Origin of the sequence: Rhizobium sp. L51/94, from assembly GCF_019355555.1 — a bacterium.
GTDB classification, from domain to species: Bacteria; Pseudomonadota; Alphaproteobacteria; order Rhizobiales; family Rhizobiaceae; genus Rhizobium; species Rhizobium rhododendri.
Window position 1 is genome coordinate 3,612,421 of record NZ_CP072141.1, and the last position, 18,671, is coordinate 3,631,091.

General features: G+C 61.3%; 14 protein-coding genes and 1 other RNA gene. 6 read left to right on the forward strand and 9 right to left on the reverse strand.

All coding sequences use genetic code 11. The features are described from left to right. The first annotated feature begins 152 nt into the window (after positions 1 to 152). Positions 153 to 2,468, forward strand: coding sequence for a methyl-accepting chemotaxis protein (locus tag J5274_RS17555; RefSeq protein ID WP_143123195.1), 2,316 nt, complete (start codon positions 153 to 155; stop codon positions 2,466 to 2,468). A 129-nt stretch (positions 2,469 to 2,597) separates the two neighbouring features. Here the strand turns inward: J5274_RS17555 and J5274_RS17560 are convergent, their stop codons facing one another. Continuing rightward, complete coding sequence (locus J5274_RS17560) at positions 2,598 to 3,344, reverse strand: YebC/PmpR family DNA-binding transcriptional regulator (RefSeq protein ID WP_142830689.1); 747 nt, start codon at positions 3,342 to 3,344, stop codon at positions 2,598 to 2,600. Positions 3,345 to 3,501: 157 nt separating this feature from the next. Between J5274_RS17560 and J5274_RS17565 the strand changes: the two genes are divergently transcribed. Further along, a complete protein-coding gene (locus tag J5274_RS17565) occupies positions 3,502 to 4,005 on the forward strand; it encodes a pyridoxamine 5'-phosphate oxidase family protein (RefSeq protein WP_142830688.1) in 504 nt (167 codons plus the stop codon). Positions 4,006 to 4,062: 57 nt separating this feature from the next. On the opposite strand, the gene J5274_RS17570 is transcribed toward J5274_RS17565, so the two are convergent. The 8 genes from J5274_RS17570 to J5274_RS17605 all read right to left on the reverse strand — a co-directional run bounded on the left by J5274_RS17570 (position 4,063) and on the right by J5274_RS17605 (position 11,621). After that, positions 4,063 to 4,887 carry a YmdB family metallophosphoesterase gene (locus J5274_RS17570; RefSeq protein WP_142830687.1) on the reverse strand — a complete coding sequence of 275 codons (825 nt, stop codon included), beginning with the start codon at positions 4,885 to 4,887 and terminating at the stop codon, positions 4,063 to 4,065. A 17-nt stretch (positions 4,888 to 4,904) separates the two neighbouring features. Then, complete coding sequence (locus tag J5274_RS17575; protein ID WP_142830686.1) at positions 4,905 to 5,477, reverse strand: 5-formyltetrahydrofolate cyclo-ligase; 573 nt, start codon at positions 5,475 to 5,477, stop codon at positions 4,905 to 4,907. A 43-nt stretch (positions 5,478 to 5,520) separates the two neighbouring features. Then, positions 5,521 to 6,192: an HAD-IA family hydrolase gene (locus J5274_RS17580; protein ID WP_142830685.1), complete on the reverse strand. Its 672-nt coding sequence runs from the start codon at positions 6,190 to 6,192 to the stop codon at positions 5,521 to 5,523. Between the two features lie 152 nt (positions 6,193 to 6,344). Next, positions 6,345 to 7,724, reverse strand: a complete 1,380-nt coding sequence (locus J5274_RS17585; RefSeq protein WP_142830684.1) for a virulence factor — start codon at positions 7,722 to 7,724, stop codon at positions 6,345 to 6,347. Then, complete coding sequence (gene mprF / locus J5274_RS17590) at positions 7,721 to 10,264, reverse strand: bifunctional lysylphosphatidylglycerol flippase/synthetase MprF (RefSeq protein ID WP_224127976.1); 2,544 nt, start codon at positions 10,262 to 10,264, stop codon at positions 7,721 to 7,723. The genes J5274_RS17585 and mprF overlap by 4 nt, the downstream gene beginning before the upstream one ends. 328 nt (positions 10,265 to 10,592) lie before the next feature. Beyond that, a non-coding RNA gene (gene ssrS / locus J5274_RS17595) (6S RNA) lies at positions 10,593 to 10,751 on the reverse strand. A gap of 162 nt (positions 10,752 to 10,913) precedes the next feature. Then, positions 10,914 to 11,291, reverse strand: coding sequence for a cell division protein ZapA (locus tag J5274_RS17600; protein WP_142830682.1), 378 nt, complete (start codon positions 11,289 to 11,291; stop codon positions 10,914 to 10,916). A 54-nt stretch (positions 11,292 to 11,345) separates the two neighbouring features. Further along, positions 11,346 to 11,621, reverse strand: a complete 276-nt coding sequence (locus J5274_RS17605; RefSeq protein WP_111222393.1) for a DUF4164 domain-containing protein — start codon at positions 11,619 to 11,621, stop codon at positions 11,346 to 11,348. A 391-nt stretch (positions 11,622 to 12,012) separates the two neighbouring features. On the opposite strand from J5274_RS17605, the gene tkt reads away from it, so the two are divergent. The 4 genes from tkt (at position 12,013) to pgk (ending at position 18,479) form a co-directional block, all read left to right on the forward strand. Beyond that, positions 12,013 to 13,995, forward strand: coding sequence for a transketolase (gene tkt, locus J5274_RS17610; protein ID WP_142830681.1), 1,983 nt, complete (start codon positions 12,013 to 12,015; stop codon positions 13,993 to 13,995). Positions 13,996 to 14,068: 73 nt separating this feature from the next. Further along, a complete protein-coding gene (gap, locus tag J5274_RS17615; RefSeq protein ID WP_219274701.1) occupies positions 14,069 to 15,079 on the forward strand; it encodes a type I glyceraldehyde-3-phosphate dehydrogenase in 1,011 nt (336 codons plus the stop codon). Between the two features lie 267 nt (positions 15,080 to 15,346). Further along, a complete protein-coding gene (locus tag J5274_RS17620; RefSeq protein ID WP_142830679.1) occupies positions 15,347 to 17,185 on the forward strand; it encodes a potassium/proton antiporter in 1,839 nt (612 codons plus the stop codon). A gap of 85 nt (positions 17,186 to 17,270) precedes the next feature. Then, complete coding sequence (gene pgk, locus J5274_RS17625) at positions 17,271 to 18,479, forward strand: phosphoglycerate kinase (RefSeq protein WP_142830678.1); 1,209 nt, start codon at positions 17,271 to 17,273, stop codon at positions 18,477 to 18,479. The last annotated feature ends 192 nt before the right edge of the window (positions 18,480 to 18,671 follow it).

Here is an 18,671-nt window from a genome sequence, read left to right on the forward strand (position 1 = left end):
TTTACGTGCGATTAAGCCATTTTGCCGACTCTTCCCGGATATTGCCTTCGCAGGTGGTTCGGCTGCGGCCGCACCCCAGTTTACATCTTGACAACTTTTTCGCTGCACATCGTTTCGCGCTATCGACGAAACGAGAGTCTAGAGGTTACGCCATGTCTCGCCGGTTCCAGTCGCTGTCCTTCAAGGTGATCGCCACCTTCCTGCTGCTGACGCTCCTCTCCGTCGCCGTTCTAGACGGCCTCGCCTATATCGCCAGCAACAGGCTTTCGGACGATCAGGCGCTCGAGGCAAAGAAGAGCGTCCTGGTTTTCCGCGGCGACATGCTGCAGGACCAGTTGCAGCAGATCGGCACCCAGGCGGATTCGATTGCCCGCATCGAGGCGGTACAGATGACAATCACCAGCCTTAGAAGCGGCTGGAAAACCATCGAGAAGACCTCCGGCGACGCGCGTGCGGAATTACAGAGAGTATTCGTCAGCCAGAACCCCAATCCGGCCGACCAGCGTGAAAAGCTTCTGAAGCCCGTCGGCCCCAGCGGGTTCTATTACTCCAGCCACGAGACTGCCCAGACGGAAATCGGCCGCGACCTCCAGGGCTCGCCTTTCAGCGACCTGCTGATTGCCGACATGGATGGCGCGGTGATCTATTCCTACAAGAAGGGCCCCGCCTTCGCAGAAAACCTCAAGAGCCCGGCCTGGGTCGCATCGAGCCTCGGGAAAACCTACGCAGATGCTGTCGCAAACGTCGCCAAGGCAACCAACGACACCGCCCCGAGCGCCTTTTCCGGCCTGCGTGTAGACCCCGCGACCCAGAAGGGCGCCGTCTACTTTGCCGTCCCCATCCTCAAGCTTGGCGCACCCAAGGGCGTGATGATTTTCCAGGTGCGCGACGATATCCTCGCCTCCATCCTGTCCAAGGGCAACCCGGCCACGAGCACGGCGAGGTCGGTCGTCGTTTCGGAAGACGGTTCGGTTATCGGCGTCGACGAAGCCGGACACCTCGTAGCTGTCGATGGCGCCGCTTATGGTTTTGCTGCCGAGGCATTGGCCGGCAACGATATCAGCGTTGCTGACCTCATGCGTCCCGATGGTGAGGCGCGCGCCTATGCCCGCCCGATCGCGTTTGGCGGCAAGCATTTCCTGATTGTCGAGAGCCTTCTGAAAAGCGAACTCAATGCCGGCTCGATCGCGATTGCCAAGTTGTTGACACTCATCGGCCTCGGCGTACTCATCCTCGTGGCGCTGGCAACCGGCCTTGTGATGAAGCTTCTCTTTGCGCCGCTGGCCCGTCTGGCCGCGGTTACTCGCGATGTCGCGGATGGCAAGCTGGACAACGAGATCGGCAGTCAGGATCGCAACGACGAGATCGGCACGATGGCGAAGGCCCTTGCACGCTTCCGCCAGTCGCTCATTGACCAGCGCCTGCTGGAGGCTGCCAGCGCCGAGGCTCAGAAAAATGCGGCAGCCGAGCGCCAGGCAAGGCTGACGGAGCGCGAGGCGGAAGCCCGCGTGCTGCAGGATGTCGTCGAAAACCTGGACGAGGGTCTGCATCATCTGGCTGCCGGCGATCTCGCCTACCGCTTCGATACCGCCTTCCCCGCCGAACTCGAAGGCCTGCGCGTCAATTTCAACAAGGCCCTGGCAACGCTCAGCGACACCATGACGGCGATCGGCGGCAACTCCATGGCCGTCCATTCCGGCTCTGAGGAAATGCGCGGCGGCGCAACCGAACTTGCGGGCCGCACAGAACGCCAGGCGGCCTCGATCACCGAGACCGCAAGTGCAGTCGGCGCCATCACCGATGCCGTCCGTGTGCAGATCACCCGTGCGGAGCAGGCCGAGCGCATAGCACGCGACGCACAGGCCGAAACGCAAGGGTCGGGTCGCATCATGCGCGAGACGATCGCCGCCATGGAAGCCATCCAGGGCTCGTCGCGACAGATGAACCAGATCATCAGCGTCATCGATGGCATTGCCTTCCAGACCAATCTTCTGGCGCTCAATGCCGGCGTCGAAGCGGCTCGTGCGGGTGAAGCTGGCAAAGGCTTTGCAGTCGTCGCCCACGAAGTGCGGGAACTGGCACAGCGCTCGTCCAGCGCCGCCAAGGAAATTGCCGGCCTGCTGGCGAAATCGACCGGGGAAGTCGAAAACGGCGTAGCGCTGGTCGAACGCGCCGGCGTCGCACTCGACGGCATCAGCACCCATGTCGAGAACATCAACGTTCAGATCCGCGAAATCATGCGCTCGACACACGAGGAAGCGGAGACACTTCGGCAGATCAACCTTGCCGTCACCGATCTCGACGCCATGACACAGCAGAACGCCGCCATGGTGGAAGAAACGACCGCCGCAATCCATCGCCTCGCCTCCGAGGCGGGCGAGATGGACAACAGGCTGGGCAATTTCACGCTGACAGATCCGGTGCGACGCAAGACCGCCGAGATCCACATCCTGCACCGCCGCCGCTGAGGCTGCGGGCATGGACGACGGTTTGGCCACTTCTCCAGCTTGCCACAACGGACCTGGCCTCAAAACAGAAACACCCACCTTCCGCAGAAGCGGGTGGTGGGTGTATCAACTCGGTAGCCCGCTAAAACGTCAGGCCGACAGCTTGGCCATGACCTCGTCGGAAACCTCGAAGTTCGAATAGACGGACTGGACGTCGTCGTCGTCCTCGAGGCTGTCGATCAGTTTCATCACCGAAACTGCCTTTTCCTCGTCGACCGGCACTGTGTTTTGCGCCTTCCAGACGATCTTGACAGTTTCCGCCTCGCCCAGCGTTGCTTCCAGCGCCTTGGAGACCTCGTTCAGCGCTTCGAAGCCGCAGATGATCGTGTGGCCTTCATCATCGGTAGTCACGTCGTCGGCGCCGGCCTCGATTGCCGCTTCCATCACCTTGTCTGCATCGCCGACCGCGAGCTTGTAGGTGATTTCGCCAACGTGGTCGAAGGAGAAGGAAACCGAGCCTGTTTCGCCAAGCGTACCGCCGGCCTTGGTGAAGGTCGAGCGAACGTTCGAGGCGGTGCGGTTGCGGTTGTCGGTCAACGCTTCGACGATCACTGCAGTGCCGCCGGGGCCGTAACCTTCGTAGCGGATCTGCTCGTAGTTTTCGCCTTCGCTACCCGATGCCTTCTTGATCGCACGGTCGATGTTGTCCTTCGGCATCGACTGCGCCTTGGCGTTCTGGATAGCGAGACGCAGGGCGGCGTTCATCGTCGGGTCGGGCAGTCCGGCCTTGGCGGCGACGGTGATTTCGCGCGCCAGCTTGGAGAACATTTTCGACCGCACGGAATCCTGGCGACCCTTGCGATGCATGATGTTTTTAAACTGTGAATGGCCAGCCATGGCACCCCTGCTCAGTCTTTTGATATGAATGGCGCCTTATAGGTGCGAAGCCACCGGCATTCAAGCGAAAAGCCCTGCCACGCCGGAGGTTGACTGAAGGAACAAAGGTGGCCCACCTCACGTTTCAGGACGCATTATCAAATCGAAAGGATTGGCCATGGCCAGCTTCAGCGAAGCACAGGAACATCCGGCAAAGCAGTTGTGGGAGCAGATCGATGCGGTGCACGCCGGCATGCTGGGTATCGACGGCATCGACATGCACATGCAGCCAATGGCGCCGCACGCCGATCCGACGACAAACACCATCTGGTTCTACACCAAGACGGATGCAGATATCGTCAAGAGCATCAAGACCGGCGCACGCGCCCGCTTCTGCGTGGTCGGCAAGGATCACGACTACCATGCCAGCCTCGCCGGCAAGATCGAGGTCCGCGCCGACCAGGCGAAGATCGACGAGTACTGGAGTTCGGTGACCGCCGCCTGGTATCACGACGGCAAGAAGGACCCGACCCTGACGATGCTTGCGATGCATGTCGAAGACGCGGAACTGTGGATCTCGACCGGCAGCAAGCTGAAATTCGGCTGGGAGATCGCCAAGGCCAATCTCGACGACGACAAGATGCCGGACGTCGGCGTCAAGCGCCACCTGACGTTTGCCTGAACGAGAATAGCCCGGGCCGTCAACGGACAGCCCGGGCTACTTCAAAATCTGTTTGGGTCAGTTCCAGAACGAGGGAACGGTCTCAGCCAGGCGAGGCCCGATCCGCAGCGGCGCTATATTTTCCGCCAGCCCGGTCGAATCGGAGATTTCCACGCCGACCCCACATATCGTCGCCGGCCCGGATGCGGCCTCGAAGCGGCCTTTCGGCATCTTCGAAATGAACCGGTTGAGCGGTTCTTCCTTTTCCATGCCCAGCGAGGAATCATAGTCGCCACACATGCCAGCATCGGACATGTAGGCGGTTCCGCCGTTGAGGATCTGCGCATCGGCTGTCGGCACATGGGTGTGGGTCCCGACGACGAAGCTCGCGCGGCCATCGACGAAATGGCCGAAGCATTGCTTTTCGCTGGTAGCCTCCGCATGGAAGTCGAAGACGATCGCGTCGGCCTGCTCCTTCAGGGGGCAGGCAGCCAGGATGGCCTCGGCCGACTTGAAGGGATCGTCGAGTTCGGGATGCATGAACACGCGGCCCATGATGTTGGCGACCAGCACGCGGGCGCCATTGCGCGCATAGTAGAGGCCGGAGCCGCGTCCGGGCGTTCCGGCCGGATAATTGGCCGGGCGCAGGAACTGGTCATGTCGGCCTGCAAAGGAAACCGCTTCCTTCTGGTCCCACACATGATTGCCCGTCGTCACCACGTCGGCGCCGGCATTGATGGTTTCCAGGAAGATTTCTTCGGTGATGCCGAAACCGCCGGCCGCATTCTCGCCGTTGACGATGACAAAATCGAGCTTGAGATCGGACACCAGCCCCGGCAGGCGGTTCCAGACACTCACGCGCCCGGTCTTGCCAACCATGTCACCCAGAAATAGCAGTCTCATTCCACGTCGGTCTCCGGTCAGAAAATGCGAAGGCCGCTTTCGGTCAGAATGGCGTCAAGGGGAACGTCGTGCGGCTCGGCGGGTACTGATGGCACTTCTTGGCAATCGAATGCAATGCCGATCAGGCGCCGCGCGAGGCCTTTCCGTCGTAAAAGCGCAATCGCCCTGTCATAATAGCCGCCACCATAGCCAATCCGCCGTCCGCTAGCGTCGAACGCCGATAGCGGCACCAGCAGGATATCGGGTTCCAGCAGCGCTGCGGTCTCGTCAGGTCCGAGGGTACCGAAGGCACCGGGAACAAGCGAACGGGCATCTGCCAGTTCGCGAAAGACGATCGTTTGCCTGTCGATGACGACGGGCAGGCAAACGCGCGCGCCCCGCGATCGCAATTGATCGAGCAACGGCCGGATGTCCGCCTCGGAGCGGATGGGCAGGAAGCCGGCGATAACCGCTCCCGGCTCGAAGCGGATTTCCGCATCACCACACCGCACCATGGTGGCGCTTTTTTGCGCCCGCAAATCCGCCGGCAGCGCGTCGCGAGCCGCCAGCCGTTGCTTGCGAACCTGTGCTTTCATCTCACTCGAAGCCATGTCGTCCATCCCGCAAGCCAACGCCCGGGCGTGGCTGCGCCCCTCAGGCGCGCACCACCGACAGCTTTCCGTTGGCGCCGATACGGGCGCGGACGCTATCATAATTGGGGATCGTCGTGTGCGGTGTCTGCATCGGGTGGCCATGCGTCGCGGTGATGACCATGACGTCGGCGCCTGCCGCCTCGCCAGCCTTGATACCAGCCGGCACGTCCTCGAACACCAGGCATTCGGTGACGCTCACGCCCAGCCGTTCGGCACCCAGAATGTAGCACTGCGGATTGGGCTTGCCGACCTTGACGTCCTCGGCAGTCACGATGAAACGCGGCATCGGGATTCCCGCCTCCGCCAGCCGCGCCTTGGCAAGCGCAATCGGCGACGAGGTAACGATGGCCCAGCGGTCGGCAGGCAGCGAGGCCAGAAAATCGATGGCACCGGAAATCGGCACGACGCCGGCGACATCGGCGATCTCGTCCCTCTCGATTGCAGCGGCTTCGACAGCAGGATCTACGCCGGGAAGATTGAGGTTGCGGATCGTATCGATACCGCGGGCGCCGTGCATGGTGGGCATGAATTTCTCGACATCCAGACCCTGGCGCGCAGCCCAGGCGCCCCAGACCCGTTCTGCGGAGGCGATCGAGTTCATGATCGTCCCGTCCATGTCGAACAGGAAGGCGGCGTAGCTTTTATCGAAGACGGAAACGTTATCAGCGGACAAGGAGTATCTCTTTCGGTTGGCAGATGATCGACCGGGCCGACGCAGGCGTCGTAGGTCGAAGATTGCCCCAGATACCGTCAGCCGCAGTCAGATGCAAAGCTAGATAGTCTTGCCGGGGCACTGCGACAAGCAACGACCCGGCGGGATGTTCCCTATTCGCCGAGACGGCTTTTGACGCCGGCGATGATCGTCTTCGACAATGTCTCGTAATCGTCGTCGAAATGGTGACCGCCGGCCATGGCGACGACTTCGGCGCCGGTGCCCTTCAGATCGGGGCAGGCAACGTCCTCGTCGTCATCCGTGCCATAGACGCACTGCACGATCTTCGGGTTGATCTTCTTAAGGTCCTTGAGCGGATCGCCGCCCTTGCCCTCGCTGGAAGCGCCGAGCCAGCCCATTACCGAGATGACATAGTCGACCTTGCGCGACAGCGACAGCAGCGACATCTGCACCACCTGGCTGCGTTCCTTCGGCTTCAGCAGATTGTAGCTGGCCGGGATGACGTCGGCACCGAACGAGTAACCGATCAGCACGACGTGCTGCACATTGAAGTGCTTGGTGTAGTAATCGATGATGCGGCCCAGATCGTCTGCAGTTTCCTGTGGCTTACGCTCCGACCAGAAATAATGCAGCGTATCGACGCCGACCACCGGAATGCCCTGATCCTGCAGGTAGGAGCCGACTTCCTTGTCGATGTCGCGCCATCCGCCGTCGCCGGAATAGATGATCGCCAGCGTGTCCTCGGTCGGCTTGGTTTCAAGCACGTTGATGGGAAGGCCAAGCGGCGACTTTTCGGCGCTCAGCGACTTTACCAGATCGACCAGGGTGTTGCTGAGGGTCGTCGTGGCGTCGTCCGTGGAATCGCGGATTTCGATTTCCGGATGATCCTTCTGCATCGCCTCGACATGGTCGCGGCCATCCTTGGGCGCTGCCGGGGTGAAGCTGGCAATGATCGGGTTTGGCAGCACGCCGTCCATCAGTCCGATGACGACGTTGTCGCCGGTCTTGACCTTTTCGGCAGGCGTGCAGAGATCCTTGGTGAGGGCGATGCCTGCGGCAGGATCGACGGCCAGCGTCTGTGACACAGTGGCGTCCGGTGTCTGCGCGGCAATTGCCAGCGCCATGGTGCCACCAGCACCAACACCGGCGATGATCGGCAGCTCGTAGGCGCTGTCGGCGACAGACCGCTGTACCTGCTGGCTCAGCGACTCGATGTCGGAAACCATGTAGATGCAGCCATCGTTCTGGCTGACATCGTAATTGTTGAGTGCCTTCAGGAAGGAAGGATAGTCGATCCCGATGACCATCGAGCCCTTCGCCAGCAGCGTCTGTGCAACGGCGTTTTCCTTATCGCCCCAGCCACCGATATCCGAGATCAGCACGACTTCGCCAACTACCTTGCCCGTCGGCACAAGGATGTGCGGCGACGGGATGATGCCGGTGTCGTATTTCTTATTGACCTCGTCCGCGTGGGCGACACCCAGCGTGAGCAAGGCCGCCATTGCGAAGGAAGCTGCGTATTTCAAGATCATTTCCTGACGACTCCTCTTAGTCCGCCGCCGATCAGGAACGTCGCGTCCATCAGCGCAATCATCGGACTGACCCCGCCTGAAACCGCGAGATAGCGCGGCTGCCAGTCGGGATGAAATTTTGCTTTGAAGGCTCTTAGCCCTTTGAAGTTATAAAACCGTTCACCGTGTTCGAAAACCGTGCCGCCGATCCGGTCCCAGACCGGCGCCGATTCACGCTTCGACATTCCGGATAGAGGTGCCATCCCGAGGTTAAAGCGCTGAAATCCGGCATTCCTAAGATGCTCGAGGATCTGGACGAAGAGAAAGTCCATGGAACCCTTCGGTGCGTCGGGCGAAAAGCGCATCAGGTCGATCGAGCCCTCTTCGTGGGTCGACGTCACGAGTATGTTTGCAAAGGCAACGATGCGGCCGTCCTTCCTGAGAACGCCGACCGGCTGCGACAGGATATAGTCGGGATCGAAGGCGCCGAGGGAGAAGCCCTTTTCCTTGGCGTTGTGGTCTTCCAGCCAGGCGTTCGAGACTGCCGCGAGTTCGTCCAGCACCTCGCCTACGTCCTGCGGCTCGATGACCGCGAATTCAAGCCCGTCGCGCACCGCACGGCTTGCCGTCTGGCGGAGATTGGCCCACTTGCCGCCCTTCAGCTCGAAGGTATTGAGATTGACGACGGCGAGTTCGCCGAGCTTGTAGGCCCGCATGCCGGCATCGGCGCAGTGCGACAGGAGCCCTGGCGAGATCTGGTAGAATACCGACCGACAGCCCGCCGTACGCGCGGATTCGACAAACCGCCAGACGAGATCGGCCAGCGCGTGCCGCGGTCCGATCGGGTCGAACAGGGCGATCCAGGAGCGACCGCGCTTGCCGTACATGATGAAGGCATCGCCCTTTTCGGAGAACATTATGCTCTTGTCGCGCATCCGCACAAGATTGGCGTCGGCGATGCCGTGCGCTTCGACAATGGCAACGGCCCGCTCGACATCGTCGTCCGAGACCGGCAGCAGTCGCGAGGTCGCCGGACGGAGCAGGCTGAACGCGGCAATACCGGAGGCAACGATGCAAAGGCCGAGCACGGCACGCAGGCCACGCGGCGCCTCGTCGGCAAACTCGAACTGCCACCAGAGCTGGTTGCTGTAGGCGACGTCGCGATAGACGAAGAACAGGATGACAATGGCGCAGATGCAGATGACCGCAATAGCCATCAGCCATCCGGCTGTCAGCGCCTGGTTGACGAGCGAAGCCGGGCGGTTGAACAGCTTTCGGCTGACGAACAGGCCGAAAATGAAAAACAGCAGGAACGACGCCTCGACGAGCGCGATCGCCTTCAGCAGCGACAGCGTTACCGCTGCAACCGCGCAGCCCACCGAAACCCACCAGGCGCCATCGAGGCGCTGGCCAAGGCCACGGGCTGCGACGACCATGGCAAGGCCGACGAGGCTCGACAGGAAATGTGCACCTTCGACCACAGGCAGGGCAAGATAATCCGACAGGAACTCGAGGTTTTCATCCGGCGTCGGCGTGACGCTCGAAAAGATCAGCATGACGCCCAGCAATAGCGCGAAGGTCGACAGCAACTGCGGCATAAGCCGCCCGCCGACACGCCGCACACTGGAAGCAGCGGGATGGTCGACGAAGCGGCGCAGTTCGGTCACCGCAACGACCATGATCGCAAGCAGCAGCGGGATCACATGGTAGATCACCCGGTAGAGTACCAGCGAGCCCAGCACCGCATCGACGTTGACGGCGCTGCCAAGCGACGCGACGATCACGGTCTCGAAGACACCAAGGCCGGCCGGGACATGGCTGAGGACGCCGAGGCCGACGGCGATGGCATAGACCGCGAGGAATGTCGGCCAGCCGATCGACGATTCCGGCAGCAGCACGTAGAGAACAGTCGCTGACGCCGCGATATCGAAGGCGGTGACCAGGAACTGGCGCGACCAGGTGCGCGAATCCGGCAGACGCAGCGTGAAGCTGCCGATGGAAATCACCCGCCCGCCGCGGCCCATGTAAAGCAAGACCGCCAGTAGGCCCAGGATGACACCGGCGACGCCGCGCAGCACGAGGCTGTCGACATTGATCAACGGCCCCATTTCATCGGCAATAATCATCAGCGCGATCGAACCGACGGCGGCAAGGCCAAGGCCGAACGACAGCGTCACGAAGGCGACGATGCGCCCGATGTCTTCCGGTGTCAGCCCCATGCGCGAATAGGCGCGGTAACGGATCGCGCCTGCGCTCAATGCGCCGAAACCGGCAGTGTTGCCGACGGCGTATGCACTGAACGCCGTCAGCGCCACATGCGGAAACGGCACCTTCTTGTCTATGAATTCAAGCGCATTGGTATCGTAGAAGATCAGCGCGAAGAAGCTGAGGCCGGTAAACAGCAGCGCAAGCAGGATCGCACGGGCAGAGGTGTCGCTCAAAGCGAGCACGATATCGTCGTACCGGACTTCTGTCGTCAGGTGGAAAATCGCGTAGGCGACCATGCCGAAGACGACGACGCTGCCCAGCGCCAGCAGCTGCGTGCGATAGCGGCGCAACATCGTGACCAGCCAGCCGCGCTCCTCGAGGTCGTCTTCGGCTGGTTCCAGATCGATCGGGCTCGACATACTTTACCTGTTTGAATGGGTCACTTCTGCGCCCCGCTTAGCAGATGTACGTCAACGCGAATATTTCTATTCGGCGGTTGTACGCAGATTCTTTCAAGGCGACGACATGTCGCCGTCACATCTCTCTGAATTCAGGCATTTTTGGCGCAGCGCCTTGATCGGCGACAATATTCTCTTCAAAAAAGGAAGATTATAGTGGGCGCGACGGGCGCGGAGACAGAAGTCGCAAGGCAAATTGCGTAAAACCCGCCCGAAGGCGAAAGTGCGATCCACGACGACCGGTGGTTTTTTACGATCCTGGGTGCCTACAAACGTAGGTGGGCGCCATATGTCCAAGCCCACGGGCCTGGCCAGGGACAGCTCCCTTTGGATCGAGTATGGCCCCAGGGATTGTGGTACCTGCCGGGAAGCGCAGACCGCAATTCGACATATAATGCGCTTTGGGTTTGCGCACCAGTGCCATCGGTCGAGAATTAACGCTCGGCGACGTCATCGACGAACGCTACCCTCTACGGATTTGCCGTTCAGGGTTTTATCGCCGTCATGTTCAGATGCCAGGGTTCGCAATCGATGCTATCTAAACTCAGTGCGCTTCCGCGCCCGGCTTGGCGACCAGTTTTTCGGTGATGCCGCGAATGCTGCTGGCGACTTCGTCCAGAACGCCGGCCAGCGCCTCTTCCGTCTGTGCACTGGCGGCGAGCGCTGTGTCTCGGTTACCGCGCAAGGCGTCGAGTTCTGCCTCCAGCCCGGATACCTTGCGCGTCAGGTCGGCCACTTCGTCCATGATCATGATGCCGGCCATGACTGTCACCCGGAGATCGCCGATCTCGCCGAACTGCTCCTTCAGGTGGCTGACATAGCGATCGAACCGTGTGGCGAGATCCGTCAGGTGATCTTCCTGCCCCTCCTCGCAGGCCATGCGATAGGCCTTGCCGTCGATCGTTACCGTTACCTGCGCCATGCGATATTCCGTCCTGTCTTGCCCGATACGGCAAAGGTTGTCTGCGACGCTGCGTCAGCGATCGAGTACGGCCCTGATCGTTTCCATGGCGGTGACCAGCCGGCGGGAAACCTCGCGGTTTACCTCCTCCAGCCGGTTGGCGCGAAATTCCGCCTGGTCGAGTTCCTGTGCCAGCCGTGAACGGTCGGCGTGGGTCCGGCGAACCTCAGCGTCGATCTCGCTTCGCTCGCGCTCCCGTTCGAAACGCACGTCGACCGCATTATCCAGCGCTGCCAGCGCCTGACGCAGTGACGTGATGGCGGCGTCCACTGTCTTGCCTGTGGGCATCATGTCTTCCCGGTTCCACGCACAATGCTCCGAATCGCCATGGTGGCGCATTGCCCTGATCTGTCACAGTATTCAACTCGGCAACTGGCCGTCAATAAAGGCCTGCATGCGGCAAGGCCGCTAAACTGTGGATGACATGCGACTTTCCTCAGTTCCGGCAGCCTATCAGGCTCATGTCGTCTTTTGTACAAGACAAAAGGCAAATGTTAAATATTTGCGACGGAGGCCGGGTTTGGCCGCCGGATTTATTGACTTGCTCGCCCCAACTGCTATGTCTCAGCCGCCTGAGGCAGACTGCGATCCAGGGTTCCAAGCATCCCTCCCTCGCTGTGCCTTCCAACCGGTGGTCCATCCCTCTCGAGACCGAGACCATCCCAAACCTTGCGGAACGACCATGATCTCTCGCGAAAAACACGACCGGATGGCAAACGCGATCCGTTTCCTTGCCATGGATGCCGTTGAGAAGGCCAATTCCGGCCATCCCGGCCTGCCGATGGGCATGGCTGACGTCGCCACCGTACTCTTCTCCAAATACCTGAAATTCGATCCGAAATCGCCCCATTGGGCAAACCGCGACCGCTTCGTGCTGTCGGCCGGCCACGGCTCTATGCTGCTATACTCGCTTCTGTATCTGACCGGCTATGAAGACATGTCGATCGAGGATCTGAAGAACTTCCGCCAGCTGGGCTCAAAGACTGCCGGCCACCCGGAATACGGTCACGCCACCGGCATCGAAACCACGACCGGTCCGCTCGGCCAGGGCATTGCCAACGCCGTCGGCATGGCGATTGCAGAACGCAAGCTCGCCGTCGAGTTCGGCTCCGAGCTGCAGGATCACCACACCTACGTGATGTGCGGCGACGGCTGCCTGATGGAAGGCATCAGCCACGAGGCAATCGCGCTCGCCGGGCACCTGAAGCTCAACAAGCTCATCCTGTTCTGGGACAACAACTCGATCACCATCGACGGCGCCGTTTCGCTGTCGGACTCGACCGACCAGATTGCCCGCTTCAAGGCTGTTCACTGGAACACCATCGAAGTCGACGGCCATGAGCCGGACCAGATCTCTGCCGCGATCGAGGCAGCCCAGAAGTCCGACCGTCCGACCCTGATCGCCTGCAAGACGATCATCGGCTTCGGCGCTCCGCACAAGCAGGGCACCCACAAGGTCCACGGTTCGCCGCTCGGCGCCGAGGAAATTGCGGCTACCCGCAAGGCTCTCAACTGGGATGCCGAGCCCTTCGTCATTCCTGCCGACGTGCTCGACGCCTGGCGCGAAGCCGGCAAGCGTGCCGTTCCCGATATGAAGGACTGGCAGTCGCGCCTCGCTGCAGCCGATGAAGCCAAGAAGGCCGAGTTCAACCGCCGCTTCGCCGGCGACCTGCCGGCTGGCTTCGACGCCGCCATCAGCGACTACAAGAAGAAGCTGGCCGAGACGAAGCCGACCGTTGCGACCCGCAAGGCGTCGGAAGACGTGCTCGAGGTCATCAACGGCTTCCTGCCTGAAACGCTCGGCGGCTCCGCCGACCTGACGCCATCGAACAACACCAAGACCAGCCAGATGGTGTCGATCACGCCGACGGATTTCGCCGGCCGCTACATGCACTGGGGCATCCGCGAACACGGGATGGCGTCTGCCATGAACGGTATCGCTCTGCACGGGGGCCTGATCCCTTACGGCGGCGGCTTCATGATCTTCTCGGACTATTGCCGTCCGCCGATCCGCCTGGCGTCGCTGATGGGCATTCGCGTTATCCACGTTTTGACGCATGACTCGATCGGCGTCGGCGAAGACGGCCCGACCCACCAGCCGGTGGAACAGATGGCCTCGCTGCGCGCCATCCCGAACCTGATGATGTTCCGCCCGGCCGATGCCACGGAAACGGCCGAGTGCTGGCAGATTGCGCTGAAGACCAAGGACCGTCCGTCGGGTCTGGCCCTCACCCGCCAGAACATGGTTGCCGCTCGCCTGGAATACAGCGAGAAAAACCTCTGCGAACTCGGCGCCTACAATCTGGCCGGTTCTGCCGATGCCAAGGTGACGATCTTCGCTTCTGGATCTGAAGTCGAAATCGCCGTTGCCGCCCGCACCGCGCTTGAAGCCAAGGGCATCACGGTCCGCGTCGTCTCGGTTCCCTCGACGGAATTGTTCTTCGAACAGCCCGAAGCCTACAAGGCGGAAATCCTCGGCAACTCGCCAGTCAAGATCGCCGTCGAAGCCGGCGTCCGCGAAGGCTGGGATGCCTTCATCGGACCGGAAGGCACGTTCATCGGCATGAAGGGCTTTGGCGCTTCCGGCCCGGCCAAGGAAGTCTACAAGCATTTTGGTATCACGGCGGAAGCCGTCGTTGCCGCTGCGGAAGCTAAGCTTTCCTGATCCCAATACAGGGCGCCACGGCGCCCTGCTTCCATCAACTAGAAAAGTCCTGTCCGATTTGGGAGTGTCCACCATGACTGTAAAAGTTGCCATCAACGGCTTCGGCCGCATCGGCCGCAACATCCTGCGCGCCATCGTCGAATCCGGCCGCACCGACATCGAAGTCGTTGCCATCAACGACCTCGGCCCGGTCGAAACCAATGCCCACCTGCTGCGCTACGATTCCATCCACGGCAAGTTCCCGGCCTCGGTCAAGGTCGAAGGCGACACGATCATCGTCGGCAACGGCAAGCCGATCAAGGTCACCGCGATCAAGGATCCGGCAGCCCTGCCGCATGGCGAACTCGGCGTCGATATCGCCATGGAATGCACCGGCATCTTCACATCGCGTGAAAAGGCCGCCCTGCATCTGACCGCCGGCGCCAAGCGCGTTATCGTCTCGGCCCCTGCCGACGGTGCCGACCTTACCGTCGTCTTCGGCGTCAACGACGACCAGCTGACCAAGGAACACCTGGTCATCTCCAACGCGTCGTGCACCACCAACTGCCTGGTTCCCGTCGTCAAGGTCCTGAACGATGCCATCGGCATCGACCACGGCTTCATGACCACCATCCACTCCTACACCGGCGACCAGCCGACGCTGGACACGATGCACAAGGACCTGTACCGCGCCCGCGCCGCAGCCCTGTCCATGATCCCGACCTCGACCGGCGCCGCAAAGGCCGTCGGCCTCGTGCTGCCGGAACTGAAGGGCAAGCTCGACGGCACGTCGATCCGCGTTCCGACACCGAACGTTTCCGTCGTCGACTTCAAGTTCGTCGCCAAGCGCAACACCACGGTTGAAGAGATCAACCAGGTGATCAAGTCTGCCTCCGACGGCAAGCTGAAGGGCATCCTCGGCTACACCGACGAGCCGCTGGTTTCGCGCGACTTCAACCACGACAGCCACTCGTCGATCTTCGCCTTCGACCAGACCAAGGTCCTGGAAGGCAATTTCGTCCGCGTGCTCTCCTGGTACGACAACGAATGGGGCTTCTCCAGCCGCATGTCCGACACAGCCGTCGCCTTCGCCAAGACCATCTGAGCGACTGCACCGCCACGTTAGAAAAACGGCTCGGGAAACCGGGCCGTTTTTTGTTTAGACACTTGATATTCCACATTTCGCCCAGCTATCGACCAGATTGATCATTAAGCCTTTGAGAGCAAATCTGGATGGCCTACAATCGGCGGGCAATCATTTGCGCTGGGGGATTCGGCGTCGGGGACGGGAGCGCAGGGAGGGCTCGCGTCGCGGCTACGGGCTGACGTGGGGCGTCCGGCACTGGCCGGATGCGAGAAAAGGGAAGTGTCCGTGGAAGCATTTTATGTCGTCGTCCTGGTCTGCACCGTCCTGATCCTCATTGCCGCCTTCTCCAGCCTTCTCGCATTCCGCTTCGGCGCGCCCCTGCTACTGCTGTTTCTCGTCATCGGCCTGCTGGCCGGCCAGGATGGGCTCGGCATCGCCTTCAGCAACAATTACCTCGCCTATATCCTCGGCTCGATCGCGCTGGCCGTCATTCTTTTCGATTCCGGCTTTGGCACCTCGCTGTCCTCCTTCAAGGCGGCTGCCGTCCCGGCTCTGACGATAGCCTCGCTCGGGGTCATCATTACCGCCTCCATTTTCGGGCTGGCCGCATCCTGGCTTCTCGGTTTCAGCTGGATGGAAGGCCTGCTTCTCGGCTCGATCGTCGCCTCGACGGATGCCGCCGCCGTCTTCTTCCTGCTACGCATCGGCGGCATCAATATCCGCGACAAGGTGCGCTCGACGCTCGAAGTCGAATCCGGCACCAACGACCCGATGGCGATCTTCCTGACCATTGCGCTGGTACAGGCGATCGGCAGCGGCGAAGGCGTCGGCGGCGTCAATATCGCCATGCTGGCCATGTTCGTCCAGCAGATGGGCCTCGGCGTCATCCTCGGCTTGCTCGGCGGCATGATGATCGTGCTGGTCGCCGGCAAGCTCGAAACCGACCGCGGCCTGACGCCGATCTTCGTGCTGGCGCTGGCGCTGCTGGTGTTCTCGTTCACCGGCGCCGTCGGCGGCAGCGGCTTTCTTGCGGTCTATGTCGCGGGCATCTACGCCGGCAACCACAAGATGCCGGCCTCTGCGACCATCAAGCGCTTCCAGGACGGCATGACCTGGCTCGCCCAGATCATCATGTTCCTGGTCCTCGGCCTGCTTGCCTCCCCGTCGGAGTTTCCAGCCATCGCCGTGCCGGCCGTACTGCTGGCGCTGGTGCTGATCTTCGTCGCCCGACCGGTTGCCGTCTGGCTCTGTCTGCTGCCGTTCGACTATACCCAGCGCGAGACAGGCTTCCTCGCCTGGGTCGGTTTGCGCGGCGCCGTCTCCATACTGCTTGCCATCATGCCTATCCTCGGCAATCTCGATTTCGGCCAGACATATTTCAACGTCGCCTTCATCATCGTGCTCGTCTCGCTGATGCTGCAGGGCTGGACGATCAAGCCGGTGGCCAAGAAGCTCGGGCTCATCATTCCGCCGCGCATCGGCGCCGTTCACAAGGTCGAGGTCGATCTGCCCGGCGCTGCCAACCACGAACTGCTCTCCTACCGCGTTGTCAAGGACAGCCCTGTGCTATTGGGAGAGCGGATCCCGCGCTGGGCCATGCCATCGCTGGTGGTGCGCGACGGCAAGTCGATGCGCTATCAATATGCCGGACGGCTGCGGGAAAACGATCTGGTCTACCTGTTCATCGCGCCAAGCTTTTCGCGGCTGCTCGACAGGCTTTTCGCCACCCGCGCACCGGTCGATCCGGAAGATACCGAGTTCTTCGGCGCCTTCTCCATTTCGCCGCAGCGGCAGGCAGCGGATCTCGATGCTGCCTATGGCCCGGGCCTCCTGCACGAAAACGAGAAGAACCTGACGATTTCCGAACTGATGCGCCAGCGCTTGGGCGGCAAGGCGGACTATGCGGACCGGGTGCGTCTCGGATCGCTCATATTGATCGTTCGCGACCTCGACGAGAACGACCATATCAAGGCTGTCGGCATGTCACTCGAAGTGGTCGATTCCACCGATGCGCTGCCGCTGTTCATCAACATGCGCGAAATCGCCCACCGCATTCGCGATGCCCTCAGGCGGCGCCGCGCACGGGCCGCGAAGGCGAATTCAAACGATTCGAGTAGCGACTAAAACCCAGGCCGACAGCCTTGCGTCTCCGACCATCCGTAGTATGGTCGGCGCATCTTCCGACCATATCAATTTGCGGATCTTTCCCATGCCAAGCTTCAAGACCCTCGACGATCTCACCGAAATTGTCGGCAAGCGCGTGCTTGTCCGCGTCGATCTCAACGTGCCGATGAAGGACGGGAATGTCAGTGACACCACGCGCATCGAGCGTGTTGCCCCAACCATCCTCGAACTGTCGGCCAAGGGCGCCAAGGTCATCCTGATGGCACATTTCGGTCGCCCCAAGGACGGCCCGACACCGGAATTTTCGCTGTCGCAGATCGTCTCCTCGGTGAAGTCGGTGCTCGGCCACGACGTCCTTTTCGCCTCCGATGCCATCGGCGCACCCGCCACGGAAGCGATCGCCAAGATGAAGGATGGCGACATCCTGCTGCTCGAGAACACCCGCTTCCACAAGGGCGAGGAAAAGAACGACCCTGCCTTCACCCAGTCGCTGGCAGACAACGGCGACATCTACATCAACGACGCCTTCTCGGCTGCCCATCGCGCCCATGCCTCGACCGAAGGTCTGGCAAAGCTGCTGCCGGCCTACGCCGGGCGGACGATGCAGGCTGAACTTGAAGCCCTCGAAAAAGGCCTGGGCAATCCCGTCCGCCCGGTAGTTGCGATCGTCGGTGGCGCCAAGGTGTCGAGCAAGATCGATCTGCTGATGAACCTCGTCAAGAAGGTCGATGCACTGGTCATCGGTGGCGGCATGGCCAACACCTTCATCGCCGCCCGTGGCACCGAAGTCGGCAAGTCGCTCTGCGAACACGACCTTGCAGATACGGCACGCCAGATCATGCTTGAGGCAGCCCAGTCCGGCTGCTCCATCGTGCTGCCGGAAGACGGTGTGGTTGCCCGCGAATTCAAGGCCGGCGCTGCGAACGAAGTCGTCATCATCGACAGCATTCCAGCCGACGCCATGGTCCTCGATGTCGGCCCGAAAACGGTCGAGCAGATCAAGGCCTGGGTCGGCCGCGCCGAAACGCTGGTCTGGAACGGCCCGCTCGGCGCCTTCGAGATCACGCCTTTCGATGCAGCAACCGTGGCTGTCGCCAAGTTTGCCGCCGAATGCACCAAGTCGGGCAAGCTGACATCGGTTGCCGGCGGTGGCGACACGGTTTCGGCGCTCAACCACGCCGGCGTTTCCGACGACTTTACCTACGTCTCCACCGCCGGCGGCGCCTTCCTGGAATGGATGGAAGGCAAGGTCCTGCCGGGCGTTGCAGCGCTGGAAGCTCAAGCCAAGGCGTGAGTTGCATAATGGCGGTTCGCCCGTCCAGTTGAAGTTTTGATGACCGTGAAAGCGAAAGCTTTCGCGGTCTTTTCGTTGGTGCTAGTGTAGCCGCAGACATTACAAACGATTGAATTCATTTCAATCGTTTCAGTAGCTTAACCTAGGATTTTCCTTTTAAAATTCTTCTGGTATCGCAGGTCCGGCAGTGTT

Coding starts and splice junctions, on each gene's coding strand:
- J5274_RS17555 (WP_143123195.1), top strand. CDS start 153: ATGTCTCGCCGGTTCCAGTCGCTGTCCTTCAAGGTGATCGCCACCTTC.
- J5274_RS17560 (WP_142830689.1), bottom strand. CDS start 3,344: ATGGCTGGCCATTCACAGTTTAAAAACATCATGCATCGCAAGGGTCGC.
- J5274_RS17565 (WP_142830688.1), top strand. CDS start 3,502: ATGGCCAGCTTCAGCGAAGCACAGGAACATCCGGCAAAGCAGTTGTGG.
- J5274_RS17570 (WP_142830687.1), bottom strand. CDS start 4,887: ATGAGACTGCTATTTCTGGGTGACATGGTTGGCAAGACCGGGCGCGTG.
- J5274_RS17575 (WP_142830686.1), bottom strand. CDS start 5,477: ATGGCTTCGAGTGAGATGAAAGCACAGGTTCGCAAGCAACGGCTGGCG.
- J5274_RS17585 (WP_142830684.1), bottom strand. CDS start 7,724: ATGATCTTGAAATACGCAGCTTCCTTCGCAATGGCGGCCTTGCTCACG.
- mprF (WP_224127976.1), bottom strand. CDS start 10,264: ATGTTGCGCCGCTATCGCACGCAGCTGCTGGCGCTGGGCAGCGTCGTC.
- J5274_RS17600 (WP_142830682.1), bottom strand. CDS start 11,291: ATGGCGCAGGTAACGGTAACGATCGACGGCAAGGCCTATCGCATGGCC.
- J5274_RS17605 (WP_111222393.1), bottom strand. CDS start 11,621: ATGATGCCCACAGGCAAGACAGTGGACGCCGCCATCACGTCACTGCGT.
- tkt (WP_142830681.1), top strand. CDS start 12,013: ATGATCTCTCGCGAAAAACACGACCGGATGGCAAACGCGATCCGTTTC.
- gap (WP_219274701.1), top strand. CDS start 14,069: ATGACTGTAAAAGTTGCCATCAACGGCTTCGGCCGCATCGGCCGCAAC.
- pgk (WP_142830678.1), top strand. CDS start 17,271: ATGCCAAGCTTCAAGACCCTCGACGATCTCACCGAAATTGTCGGCAAG.